This window comes from Chloroflexota bacterium (assembly GCA_016219275.1).
Classification (GTDB): Bacteria; Chloroflexota; Anaerolineae; order UBA4142; family UBA4142; genus JACRBM01.
Window position 1 is genome coordinate 1 of sequence record JACRBM010000026.1, and the last position, 12,941, is coordinate 12,941.

A 12,941-nucleotide genomic window follows, 5' to 3' on the forward strand; every position below is an offset into this window, starting at 1 on the left:
AGGTAGTGCGGTCGTTGATGTTCCAGTCTGAGACATGTTGATCTCTCCCTTGCCCCCATTATACAGTTAATTGTCAGGGAGAGTTGTACCACCCCATATTAGCACAGGGGGTTGTGTGGCGGTTGCAATATCAAGCTCCTTACGTTTCTTCTTAATCTCCCAATAAGCCAAGATACGTTGCCCAACGAACCACGTCAGGCCAAGTACGAAGAGCGCAAACGCTGTTTTAATTAGTTCAATATATACTTGTTCAATGAAAGTCATATCTTAATATCCTCAGTCACTATAGAGGTTAACATTTGCTTTTAGAATCCCCCGCCGCGAAAATGCCTAAAACAAGCCATTCCAGCAGTTGGAGATTCTAAATCATTATCTTAACATCTATAGTTCCAACTTCGATACTGTCAAGTCCTGTTACAGTTGTAATAAGATATAGAGGTTAACATTTGCTTTTAGAATCCCCCGCCGCGAAAATGCCTAAAACAAGCCATTCCAGCAGTTGGAGATTCTAAATCATTATCTTAACAGCTATAACTGTAATAGTGATGCCGCCGAACGGTTTGCGTTACCCGCGGGTGGGCGGGACGAGACAACGCCATTTTGACGGAACCAGTCTCGAGCCAAAGAAAGTGCCTGAAAACGCGCAGACTCCCACCAGTCGGGTGCACGCTGTGTTGGGCAGTTCTTTTGGATATTCACCCAGCAAACTTAGGACTTGAGAAACGTTAATCGCTTTTGCCAGACATCCTGCGCCGACTTGCCAATCCAAATTAGATGAGTGTCGGCAGCTACTTCATAGAGTTCACATATCGCAACTTCTGCGGCGACTCGCTTGGCATTCTTGAGCGGCACTGACTTATCATATGGCGAATGCATCACCAAGACGGGCGCGGTAATTCCCGATAAGTCATCCACCCGATGATTGATGTCATTCATAAATCCAGTTCCTGATTGGGACGTTTTGATGAGCCAATGCACAAATCGCAAGTCATCTGGGCTCATGCGTTGGATGACCTCATCTACATTCAAAGTGGTCATTTCTTGCAGCATCAACCGCATCATCGTCATTGGTGCCAGTCTCAAAACCGTTTTTATCAGCCCCCAAGTGATACGTTCAGCACGACCGAATAGAAGGCGCGCACCCCGCTTGACTTCCTGATCGTCTGGCCAGACCGTTGTAACCGTTGACTCCATGATTAGTTTGCGAATCCGACTGGGATGGCGCAGAGCAAAGGACAGAGCCGTTGGGCCTGAGGCAGAAATACCGATCACATCAGCCACGGGAATTTGGAGCATGTCCATCAGTGCGGCAAGAGCGTCTGCCGCCTCCTGAGCGGTTCTTCCTACTTCAGAAGGAGTGCTGTCGTAACCTGGGCGAGAAGGGGTGAGAACTGAAAAGCCATGCTCAATCAATCGCTCGTGTGACAACCGACTCTCTCGACTGCAATGCCCACCGTTCAAAACCATGACGGTCGGTCCACTGCCTTCGAGACGATACTCAATTGGCCCCTTCGTGGTGTTAGCGATATTCCGTGTCATTAGAGATTGTCTCCATTCGAGTAAGTGCTTTTACTGCCCAACGGGGCGGCGGATCAGCCGCGAGGTCGAGCCGCGAAGCGAGCGAGACCGAGTCGGCTGCATCCGCTTGTTCGACGGCGCGCAGCGTCCGCTCGAACGGTTTGCGTTACCTGCGTGTGGGCGGGCGTGGATAATGCCTGAGAGCAGGAAAAACCCGAAGTCAGAAAAATGTTTGTAAATCGCGCAGACTCCCGCAAATCCACTGCACGCTTTGTTAGGCGTTCTTTGTTGTGCAAGACTCACCGCCTGAAAAAAGGCGATATCTTGTTAGGTTTTATTGTTATGTTCCAAAACAACGCTATCACTATCCCTTCAGCATGGATTATGTCATGCAGATTCAAGAGCACGTTTTTCCCACTTTGGGAGATTCACACCTCTTACGATGAGCCACAGGGAAAGTGACAATTCCCCAATTAGGGCAAGCGCTAGAACGGGGAGGATCGCCCCTGAGTATTTGGGCGCGAGGATAAGCGTGAAGCTATTCGTTAAATAACTCAAGCCCGCAATCACTATCAAAACGCCAACTGCCCTAGGGAAATAGCCCGAGCTGAAAAGCAAATATCCATAGATCAGACATGCAAAACCGAAAAATATCAGCCCGATGCCAAAGCCGAAATCATGTACTCTGACAAAGAGATAGCTTAGCGCATATAGCTGACTGGGTTCGATAGCTTTCAGGTAATCTGCGTTGCCCAATAAGAACAGTGGCATCAAAAGATTTAACTTGTTGACGACCAATACAGCAGTTTGGATTAGATTAAATAGCACTGCAAGTAAAGCCAGGTTCTTGTTGACTGGCTTGAGCAATATATACATAACTAGCATTATAGGAATATCGAACACGTGCAATATGATGTCGCCAGCAATACCAATGCGCCACAGCGACTCGGCAGCTATAATATTTTTTGCTGTGGACATGGCATCGCCTGACACAATCAGTCTGCCTCGAATGAAAATTTGATCCAGTGCACCCACGACAATGATGAGGAGATACAGAATGCCAGCAATTCGGGCATAAACTTGTGGCGATGTTCCAATGGTACGGGTTGTCATTTTAATTTCTCCTAAATTCAGATTAGCTGACAACAATACATCTTAAGAGTTGCAAACGCCTAACGGGGCGGCGGATCAGCCGCGAGGTTGAGCCGCGAAGCGAGCGAGACCGAGTCGGCTGCATCCGCTTGTTCGACGGCGCGCAGCGCCGAGAACAGCGGATGGAAGTCCGCCGCCCCGTTCGAGCGGCGCGAAGCGTCCGCTCGAACGGCTGGCGTTACCCGCTGGTGGGCGGGAGGAGATAACGCCACTTTGACGGAACCAACTCCAAGCCACGAAAACTGCTTGAAAACGCGCAGACTCCCACCAGTCGGGTGCACGCTGTGTTAGCCAGCTTCTTGGGGCGACAAATTGATTGCTGTCTCAGCAGACTTTGACGTAAGCGGACTGAGGCTCGTAATTTCGCATTTAATCAGAATATATCCTTTTAATGACTCATAAATGTGGAATGCGAGGTTTTGAAGGAGCAAAGGTGCGGCATTCGTTACGACTTCTCGCTCCCCATTGAATTTCAAAGTTGCGGGTCGTTCGTTAGTAATATGACCAGATATTACTTGCCATCGGTCATCATTTTTAGGAGCAAATATTGCAATGCTTTTTGTTGGAGGGTCTCCTCTCCAGTAAAAAGAAAACGTAGCCATAACCCCTTTATACAATGCACCTGATTTACTGGTCGAGACTACTAAGCCGAAACTTGGTCGGAAATCTGGATTCTTCGGGCAGGTAAAGCTAATAGCGTCTCCCCAACTTTCATGATTATCATAAAAGATGCCGCAAACAATATCGCTATCAATCTTCTGCTTCTCCAATTCGAGATATATCCGATAGTTTTCTATAAGTAAGCCAGCGCCCAGGAAAGCCCAATACCCCCACGTTGGAACATTGATATTTATTCCAACCGCGTTGAGCGCAAATAGCAGTATATCGAAAATCCCAACGGCAATAACTGGTGCAGATTTTAGGAGTCTAAAGAGATATTGTCCTATTGTTTTCATGTTTCTTTCTCATCCATCAGATGAAAGACATGGACATTGCTTACCAAACGATTCACATGAGCTGGCTAACGGGGCGGCGGATCAGCCGCGAGGTCGAGCCGCGAAGCGAGCGAGACCGAGTCGGCTGCATCCGCTTGTTCGACGGCGCGCAGCGCCGGGAATAGCGGAGATAGTCCGCCGCCCCCACACGGCGGATTAGACTGCATCGTTCGCTTGGTGAGAATATAACCCAGTTTAGACATCAAGTCAATGCAGGGCGACCGATATTAGCACAACAAAAAACCTTGCGCCGAAATTTCAGCGCAAGGTTTTCGATTTCATAATCGCGCCATGATCTCATCCGCCATCTCACGCGTGCTCAACACGCGCTCTCCTTCGCGCGCAATGTCGGCGGTGCGACAACCATCGCCAATCGCGCGCTCGACTGCGCGTTCAATCGCGTCTGCCTCCTGTCCCAGGTTGAGCGAATAGCGCAACAACATTGCCGTGCTCAGGATCGTCCCGATCGGATTCGCGATTGCTTTGCCGGCAATGTCCGGCGCAGAACCGTGGATCGGTTCGTAAACCCCCATAGCCACGCCCTTTAGGGCGTGGCTACCGAGTGACGCCGACGGTAACAACCCCATCGAGCCGACGAGCACCGCGGCTTCATCGGTGAGAATATCGCCAAACATGTTCTCGGTCACGATCACGTCGAACGACGCCGGCGCGGCGACGAGTCGCATCGCGCACGTGTCCACGAGCAAGTGATCGAGTTTCACGTTCGGATACGCGCGCGCGGTCTCGGTCGCAATCTCGCGCCACAAGCGCGAACTCGCCAGCACGTTCGCCTTGTCCACCGAGGTGACGCGCGCGCGACGCGGCGCGGCAAGTCGAAATGCCAGGTCAACGATGCGTTTGATTTCAACGTCCGAGTACTCCAGCGTATCCACGGCGCGCGTTTTTCCACCCTCCGCGTCGTCAAAGCGACCTTGCGGTTTGCCAAAGTACAGTCCGCCGGTCAATTCGCGCACGACGACGAAATCCACGCCCGCGATTTTTTCCGGCTTGAGCGGCGAGGCGTACGCGAGCGCGGGATGTGGTTTGACGGGGCGCAGATTCGCGAACAAACCGAGTCCTTTGCGCAGACCCAGTAAGCCCGCTTCGGGTCGCGTTTTCGCGTGCGGGTCGTCCCACTTTGGTCCACCGACCGCGCCGAGCAGTACCGCGTCCGCGCGTTTGCACGCGTCGAGCGTCGCGCTTGTCAATGCTTCGCCGGTCGCGTCAATCGCGCAACCGCCGATCAGGTGTTCTTCAAACTCAAACGAATGCCCAAATCTTTTCGCGATGTGTTCAAGGACGCGCACGCCTTCGCGCGTAACTTCGGGACCGATGCCATCGCCGGGCAGGGTGATGATGTGAGCGTTCATTCAAACTCCAGGTGAGAATTGATTTTGTATCGTTGACGGATTAGACCGGTTACGTTAAATAGATTTCGAGAGGTGAGAATATGGGACAACCAGCCACGCTTGAGCAAACGCTCATCAGCATTGTCCGGACGTTGCCACCCGAACGCGCGGTGGAACTGTTGGATTTTGCGCGCTTTCTTCAAACACTTGACGCGCGATCCGACACGGAGGACCAATGGGATCAACTATTTGCCAAGCCCGAAGCACAGCGCGCGATGTTAGAAATGGCGCGCGAGGCGCGTGAAGAATTCCAAGCCGGTCGCGCTACAGACATCACGATCACCGATGATGGACGACTCGCTCCGAAATGAAAGCCAAAGCCGCACCACGATTCTGGAAATTATACAACCGATAGCCGTATCAAGAGCAACAACGCGCGCGTAAAGCGTACCAGATTTGGAAAACCAATCCCAGTATGCCAGGATTGCATTTAAAGCGGGTGAGTGAAGAAGAACCGATTTACTCCGCGCGTGTGAGCGATGATTATCGCGTGCTTGGTCTACTTGAGGGCGATACGATCCTCTGGTTCTGGATTGGCAGGCACGATGAGTACGAACGTATCTTAATAGCACGGACAAGAATCTTGCCAAGATCACATCTTGGCAAGATTCTTTATTTTGCGACCGTGATTCCGTACTCGATCGCATCCGCGAGCGCGAGCCAGGATGCCTCGATAATGTTCGTGCCCGCGCCGACGGTGCTCCACCGACTCGTATGATTCGCCGTATCAATCATCACGCGCGTTGTCGCGCCGGTGCCCGCGTCGCTGTCGAGAATCCGCACCTTGTAATCTTCGAGTTGGAAATTATCAATCGCCGGGTAGTGCGGTCGCAACGCTTTACGCAGCGCATGGTCGAGCGCATTCACCGGACCATTGCCTTCTGCGACCGTGTGAATGATCTCGCCATTGATTCGCAGTTTCACACTGCTCTCGGCGAACATGCCGCGTCCTTCGCGATGTTCGACGACCGCCATAAAGTCCAACATCTCGAACGGCGCGTGATAATCGGGTTGTTGGCGGCGCAACATCAACTCGACCGATGCTTCGGCGCCTTCAAAGTGAAAGCCGCGCGCTTCGAGTTCTTTGATTTGTTGCAACACCTCGCGCGTATCCCCAACATCACCCAGGTTCAACTCCTCGGCTTTGCTCAACACGTTGCCTTTGCCGGACAATTCCGAAATCAGCACACGCGCTTCGTTGCCGACGCGTTCTGGTTCGATGTGTTGATAACTCAACGCGTTACGGCGTTGCGCGGCGACGTGAATGCCGCCCTTGTGCGCGAACGCCGAGCGACCGACGAACGCGGCGTGATCGTCCGGCGCGAGATTCGCGATTTCCGCGACCGCGTGCGAGAGTGCAGTCAACTGCGCGAGTTTTTCGGTCGGCACACAACGCCGATTCAATTTTATTTCGAGATCGGGAATGATCGAGCAAAGGTTCGCGTTGCCGCACCGCTCGCCGTACCCGTTGATCGTGCCTTGCACGAGATTGCAGCCAACGCGCACCGCCGCAAGCGTATTCGCGACTGCGAGTTCGCTGTCGTTGTGCGTGTGAATGCCGATGGACGTGTTGGGCAGAGCCGCGCGTACCGCGCACACCGCCTCCTCGACTTCCCAGGGCAGGCGACCGCCGTTCGTATCGCACAGCGTCACCGAGTCCGCGCCGCCCTCGATTGCCGCGCGCAACGTTGCGAGCGCGTACGCCGCATCCGCGCGATACCCGTCGAAGAAATGTTCCGCGTCGTAAATCACTTCACGCCCGCGCGATTTGATGAACGCGGCAGATTCGCGAATGAGGCGCAAGTTTTCGGCGAGCGTTGTTTGCAGAACATCGGTGACATGCAAAGTCCACGTCTTGCCGACGAGCGTGACGACGGGTGTTTCCGCGTCCACCATCGCGTTGATATTCGCGTCGTCTGCCGGCGCGGTGTTTGGTCGGCACGTCATGCCGAAGGACGCGAGCTTGGCGTTCTTGAACTTGACCGATTTGGCGCGCTCGAAAAACTCGACGTCCTTGGGATTCGACCCAGGCCAACCGCCTTCGATGTACGCCACGCCGAATTCGTCGAGCAGACGCGCCACGTGAAGTTTGTCGTTCACAGTCAGCGAAAGCCCCTCGCGTTGCGAGCCATCGCGGAGCGTGGTATCGTAGATCAGGATATTCATACGATGATTCCTAAAGGACAATGGAGCGGGGGCGCAGAGGCGCAGGGGTGAAATACCAATCACCTCTGCGCCCTTGCTCCTCTGCTCCATTGCAGATCAAGTTAAATGCTTGAATGCGCCGCTTCGAATTTGGAAATCGCATCGTCGCGCGCGATCAAATACCCCAGTTCGTCCACGCCTTCGAGCAAACATGTTTTCGCGAACGGATCGAGCGCAAAGGGCACCGCGCGACCGTCGGGCAAGGATAGAGTTTGCGCGGCGACATCAATTTTCAATTCGACGTGTGGAATCTCCGCGACGAGATCGAACAAATCGTGATGCGTTTGTTTGTCCACGATGATCGGGAGCAAGCCGTTCTTGAGCGCGTTGTTGCGAAAAATATCCGCGATCGTCGTGCTGATGACGACGCGAAAACCAAACCCGGTCAATGCCCAAACCGCGTGCTCGCGCGAACTGCCGCACCCAAAGTTGTCGCCCGCGAGCAGAATCTGCGCGCCCAGCGATTCCGGTTTGTTTAGTACAAAATCCGGATTCGCGCGCCAATCGGCAAAGAGCGCATCGCCCATGCCTAGTTTGTCCGTCGCTTTGAGATAGCGCGCCGGGATGATTTGATCGGTGTCTACGTTCTCGTTCGGCAGCGCGACGACGCGCGCGGTAAGTTGAATCAGTTTATCCACTATTTCTCCAAGTTCCTTCATTTCCCTCAGTTCCCTTATTTCCTGATTTGAGGGAAATGAGGGAAATGAGGGAATCTATGGAATGATCGTTCGCACGTCAGTTACGCGACCCGCCACCGCGCTCGCTGCCGCGGTTAATGGCGACGCGAGAAACGTGCGCGCGCCTTTGCCTTGACGCCCTTCGAAATTGCGATTCGACGTACTGACCGCGTACTGTCCTGCGCCGACCTCGTCACCATTCATTGCGATGCACATACTGCATCCTGGCTCGCGCCATTCGCAACCGGCGTCGAGAAAAATCTTGCCCAGCCCTTCGCGGTCGGCTTGCTCTTTGACTTGGCGCGATCCTGGGACGACGAGCACGCGCACGTTCGGCGCGACCTTGCGATCTTTGAACACGGTTGCCGCCGCGCGCAAATCGGCGATGCGCCCGTTCGTGCAACTGCCGATGAAGACGACGTCAATCGGTTGACCGAGCATCGCTTGTCCTGGTTGCAGATTCATGTACGTCAATGCTTTAACGAGCGCGTTGCGTTGGCTCGTGTCCTTGATGCTTGATGGATCGGGTACGTGTCCCGAAATCGCCATGCCCATCCCAGGATTCGTGCCGAACGTAATCATCGGCTCGAGCGTGTTCGCGTCGAGCGTGATGGTCTGATCGTACGTCGCGCCGTCATCCGTGGGCAACGCGCGCCAACGCGCGACTGCCGCGTCCCACGCCGAACCCTGGGGTACGAACTCGCGCCCGGCAAGATACTCGAATGTCGTGTCGTCCGGCGCGATCATGCCCGCGCGTGCGCCGCCCTCGATGGTCATGTTGCAAACGGTCATTCGCGCGTCCAGCGAGAGCGCGCGAATCGCGGGACCGGCGTACTCGATCACGTGTCCCGTACCGCCGCCAATACCAATTTTCGCAATCAACGCGAGAATAATATCTTTCGATGAAACGCCGCGCGCGAGTGCGCCGTCCACGCGCACGAGCATCGTTTGCGGTTTCTTTTGCAAGAGGCATTGCGTTGCGAGGACGTGCTCGACTTCGCTCGTGCCGATGCCGAACGCGAGCGCGCCGAATGCGCCGTGCGTCGCGGTGTGGCTGTCGCCGCAAACGATCGTCATGCCGGGTTGCGTCAAGCCCATTTCGGGACCGATGACGTGGACGATGCCTTGACGGGGATCGCCCATTGCGTACACCGGCACGCCAAAATCGCGGCAGTTGGTCGCGAGTTGCGCGACCTGTTTCGCGGCTTGCTCATCCACAATCGGCAACGCGAGCGGGTCGGTCGGAATGCTGTGGTCCATCGTCGCGAATGTTTTATCCGGGCGACGGACTTGCAATCCGCGCGTCCGCAAACCCTGGAACGCTTGCGGCGAGGTGACTTCGTGAACGAGATGCAAATCAATGTACAAAATCGCGGGACTGTTCGGTTCTTGCGCGACGACGTGACGGTCCCAGATTTTTTCGAAAAGGGTGCGAGGTGTCGAATTCAATTCATTTGCTCCGAGTGTGTCAATTTAGTACAGGGCGGACGTATCCCAGGCATTCGCGCAATCGCGCGGCTGACGCGACGGATCGAGTTTGCCGGCGCGCGCGTCTTGCTCGCGTGTATCGCGCGCGGGCTGACCCAGCGCCGAGCCGTCCCACGCGTTGCAGTGATCGTGTGGCTCGAGTAGTGGATCGAGTTCGCCTTGAGTAGGAGATGTGTGATTCATTTTGTCCTCCAGAAATTAAGTGCTCACTAATTCCAACGTCGAATGCTGCGCGTGCATCCGCGGCGAACTTTGCGCGGTGATCAGTTTGTTCAGCGCGGCGAGGTACGCCTTGGCGCTCGCGACGATAATGTCCGTATCCGCGCCGTGTCCGCCGAACGTGCGCGAGGTGTCCGCGTTCGCTTGCAAGCGCACGGTCACTTCACCGAGCGCGTCAATTCCTTCGGTGACCGCGTGGATGTTGAATTCGACTAGCGTGCACGGCTCGCCGACAATCGCGTCAATCGCTTTGTACGTCGCGTCCACGGGACCCGTGCCAATTGCGGCGAATGTTTTGTCCAAGCCCCCTGGTCCGATCAGACGGACTGTCGCCGTCGGCATCCCGTGGCGTCCGCACACGACCTGGATGTCTTCGAGCCGGAACACTTCGTTCGGTTGATAAAACTCGTCCGCAATCAACGCTTCGAGATCCGCATCGGCGATGTATTTTTTCTTGTCGGCGAGTTCTTTGAAACGCGCGAATGCCTTGTCGAGGTCTTGCTCGTTCATCGTATAACCCAGCGCGCTGAGATGCGCTTTGAACGCGTGTCGTCCCGAGTGTTTGCCCAAGACTAATTGCGACGCGGACACGCCGACCGTTTCGGGGCGCATGATCTCGTACGTCATTTGATTCTTGAGCATCCCGTCCTGGTGAATTCCGGCTTCGTGTGCGAACGCGTTCGCGCCGACAATCGCCTTGTTTGGCTGGACGGGAATGCCGGTGTAATTTGCGACCATTTTCGACGTGCGCGAAATTTGTGTCGAGTCAATCCCAGAATGCAGACCGAATACCGCCGCGCGCGTCTTGAGCGACATGACCACTTCTTCGAGCGAGGTGTTGCCCGCGCGTTCGCCGATGCCGTTGATCGTCACTTCGGCTTGGCGCGCGCCGGCGCGCAGACCGGCGAGTGCGTTCGCGGTCGCCATACCCAGGTCGTCGTGGCAATGTACCGACCACACCACCTGGTCGCCGCCGCGCGTCCCTTCGATCAAACCCTTGATGAGCGCGCCGTATTCCTCCGGCGTCGTGTAGCCGACCGTGTCTGGAATGTTGAGCGTCGTCGCGCCGCATTCAATCGCGACCTCCAGCACGTCGCACAGGTATTCGGGATCGGAACGCCCGGCATCTTCGGGCGAGAATTCGACATCGGCGCAGAGCGAACGCGCATACGAAACCATTTCGCGCACGCGCTCGACGACTTGCTCGCGCGTCATCTTGAGTTTGTACTTGAGATGAATATCCGAGGTTGCGAGAAAAGTATGGATGCGCGGGCGCGCCGCGTGTTTTACCGCGTCCCATGCCTTGTCAATGTCGTCCTTGTTCGCGCGCGCCAGCCCCGCGATCATCGGCGGTTGGCTACCATCGCGCGGATTGCCGACTTCGGTTGCGATGCGGCGCACCGCTTCGAGATCGTCCGGCGACGCGGCGGGAAAACCGGCTTCGATGATGTCTACGCCGAGCCGCGCGAGTTGCCGCGCGATTTCGAGTTTCTCCGCGCTCGTCAGCGATGCGCCCGGCGATTGCTCGCCATCGCGCAAGGTTGTATCGAAAATGCGAACGTATTTATTGTCCATACGAATTCCTTTTATTTGGAGTTTAGACTAACTGCAAAAAACAGGCGATTTCCCGCTATTTTTCGGCTCTTGTACGCTCAAAATATAGCCAGAATCGAAGATTAGTCTAAACTCCAATTTTATGGTTCATTGTAGTGGCGGGTAGCTTGCCCGCACCACAGTCAACCAACAACCTGTCCCTGGTCTAGCCGAAGCACGTGCGTGATGCTTTGCGGTAGTTCATCCGCGCGATGCGTCACATAAATCATGCTCGTATCTTTTCGGCGGATGCCATCGAGCGCTTGCAAAATTCGATCGCGATTACTCGCGTCCAGACCCTGGCATGGTTCGTCGAGTACGAGTAGCGTCGGACTTTTTACGAGCGCGCGCGCCAGGAGCGCCAAGCGTTGCTCTCCTTCGGAAAGTTGTTCAAACACTGTCGCGTCATGTCCCGCGAGACCGACTCGCGGCAACCATGCCAGCGCGATTTCGCGTTGCTCGACTGAACATTGGCGATACAATCCAATCGAATCGAACCAACCGGAGCAGACGACATCGAGACAGGTCGCATTCCTGGGATAGTACAAGTGCAGTTCCGGCGCGACCCAGCCGATGTTTTGCTTGATCTCCCAAATGCTTTCGCCCGATCCGCGGCGTTTTCCAAACAGCGTGATGTCGTTCGCATACGCCTGCGGATTGTCTGCCAGGATCAAACTGAGCAGGGTTGTCTTGCCCGCGCCATTCGGACCCAACAATGCCCAGTGCTCATTTTCGCGAACCGTCCAGTTGACTTGATGAAGAATCGCCGTTCCGTTGTACGAGACGTTTACGTCTTTCATCTGTATGAGAATCTTGCGCGTTGGGTCAGGTGACTCGTCTGGTCGAATCGCCAAGTCTGCCAATTTCAGCGTACCATGATTGTCATTTCGAGGAGCGGTTTTTGCGACGAGAAATCTAGATGTCGCGAAAGAGATTTCTCGCTTTGCTCGAAACGACAATTCTAGGATGTGCGTGATACCATCCGGAATTTCATCGCGACTTGTTCCGACGATGATGACGCGCATGTCGCTTCGCATCAGGTTTTCAAGGTTCTTGGCTAATTTGATTCGGAAACGTTCATCCAATCCGCCGAAGGGATTGTCCAGAATCAAGAGTGCCGGTTGCTTGAGCAACGCCCGCGCAATCGAAACCTTGCGCCGCTCGCCGTTAGAAAGTTGAATGACGCTTCTTTTCAGTAGCGGTTCCAATTCCAATTGTTCCACAACAGTTTGTCGGCGCGCATCAAATCCTGGGTCGGATTGACTTTCAACGATGTGATACGGATTAATGCGCTGGATACCTGGCTCGGAAAGAAATTCCGTTACCGATTGCGCGTCTTCACTCACGCCGATGTTCCAACGCGCTTGATAGAACGCTTCATCACTCAGCACTGCTCTTTGATTTTCAAAGGTCACGTACGCGATCTGATCGGGCGCGGTGCTGTGTCTATCGCCCTGGAAAAAATGATAGACGATCTTGCCCTTGACGACCGGGAGCGAACCGCACAACGCTTTCATCAACGTAGACTTGCCCGAACCATTCGGACCGATTACCGCCCAGTGCTGATCGTCCAATATTTGCCAGGATAGACCTTCGAACAAGACCTGGTCGCGCACGCGGATGGCGATGTTGTTCAGCGCGACGAATGGTTTAGCGTTGAGCATGGTGTTCGATAGTAATTCGTC

General features: G+C 54.7%; 13 protein-coding genes. 1 reads left to right on the forward strand and 12 read right to left on the reverse strand.

All coding sequences use genetic code 11. The annotated features are described in order from the left end of the window. Positions 1-66: 66 nt before the first annotated feature. The 6 genes from HY868_05230 to leuB form a co-directional block, all read right to left on the reverse strand. The gene (locus HY868_05230; protein MBI5301519.1) at positions 67-264 is read right to left on the reverse strand and encodes a hypothetical protein; all 198 of its coding nucleotides are present in this window, start codon (positions 262-264) and stop codon (positions 67-69) included. Positions 265-708: 444 nt separating this feature from the next. After that, positions 709-1,539, reverse strand: coding sequence for an alpha/beta hydrolase (locus HY868_05235; GenBank protein MBI5301520.1), 831 nt, complete (start codon positions 1,537-1,539; stop codon positions 709-711). Positions 1,540-1,905: 366 nt separating this feature from the next. Then, positions 1,906-2,631, reverse strand: a complete 726-nt coding sequence (locus HY868_05240; GenBank protein MBI5301521.1) for a DUF4386 domain-containing protein — start codon at positions 2,629-2,631, stop codon at positions 1,906-1,908. Positions 2,632-2,957: 326 nt separating this feature from the next. Next, entirely contained in the window at positions 2,958-3,626 is a 669-nt protein-coding gene (locus tag HY868_05245) for a hypothetical protein (protein MBI5301522.1), read from the reverse strand. A 65-nt stretch (positions 3,627-3,691) separates the two neighbouring features. Further along, the gene (locus HY868_05250; protein MBI5301523.1) at positions 3,692-3,868 is read right to left on the reverse strand and encodes a hypothetical protein; all 177 of its coding nucleotides are present in this window, start codon (positions 3,866-3,868) and stop codon (positions 3,692-3,694) included. 75 nt (positions 3,869-3,943) lie between these two features. Continuing rightward, positions 3,944-5,035: a 3-isopropylmalate dehydrogenase gene (leuB, locus tag HY868_05255; GenBank protein ID MBI5301524.1), complete on the reverse strand. Its 1,092-nt coding sequence runs from the start codon at positions 5,033-5,035 to the stop codon at positions 3,944-3,946. Between the two features lie 80 nt (positions 5,036-5,115). Between leuB and HY868_05260 the strand changes: the two genes are divergently transcribed. Then, entirely contained in the window at positions 5,116-5,385 is a 270-nt protein-coding gene (locus tag HY868_05260; protein ID MBI5301525.1) for a hypothetical protein, read from the forward strand. A gap of 301 nt (positions 5,386-5,686) precedes the next feature. Here the strand turns inward: HY868_05260 and HY868_05265 are convergent, their stop codons facing one another. The 6 genes from HY868_05265 to HY868_05290 form a co-directional block, all read right to left on the reverse strand. Then, positions 5,687-7,240, reverse strand: a complete 1,554-nt coding sequence (locus HY868_05265) for a citramalate synthase (protein MBI5301526.1) — start codon at positions 7,238-7,240, stop codon at positions 5,687-5,689. Positions 7,241-7,341: 101 nt separating this feature from the next. After that, positions 7,342-7,917 carry a 3-isopropylmalate dehydratase small subunit gene (gene leuD / locus HY868_05270; protein ID MBI5301527.1) on the reverse strand — a complete coding sequence of 192 codons (576 nt, stop codon included), beginning with the start codon at positions 7,915-7,917 and terminating at the stop codon, positions 7,342-7,344. Between the two features lie 75 nt (positions 7,918-7,992). Further along, complete coding sequence (gene leuC / locus HY868_05275; GenBank protein ID MBI5301528.1) at positions 7,993-9,405, reverse strand: 3-isopropylmalate dehydratase large subunit; 1,413 nt, start codon at positions 9,403-9,405, stop codon at positions 7,993-7,995. Positions 9,406-9,429: 24 nt separating this feature from the next. Then, positions 9,430-9,627 carry a hypothetical protein gene (locus tag HY868_05280; protein MBI5301529.1) on the reverse strand — a complete coding sequence of 66 codons (198 nt, stop codon included), beginning with the start codon at positions 9,625-9,627 and terminating at the stop codon, positions 9,430-9,432. 15 nt (positions 9,628-9,642) lie between these two features. After that, positions 9,643-11,238 carry a 2-isopropylmalate synthase gene (locus HY868_05285; protein ID MBI5301530.1) on the reverse strand — a complete coding sequence of 532 codons (1,596 nt, stop codon included), beginning with the start codon at positions 11,236-11,238 and terminating at the stop codon, positions 9,643-9,645. 161 nt (positions 11,239-11,399) lie between these two features. Then, a complete protein-coding gene (locus tag HY868_05290) occupies positions 11,400-12,920 on the reverse strand; it encodes an ATP-binding cassette domain-containing protein (protein ID MBI5301531.1) in 1,521 nt (506 codons plus the stop codon). Positions 12,921-12,941: the final 21 nt, after the last annotated feature.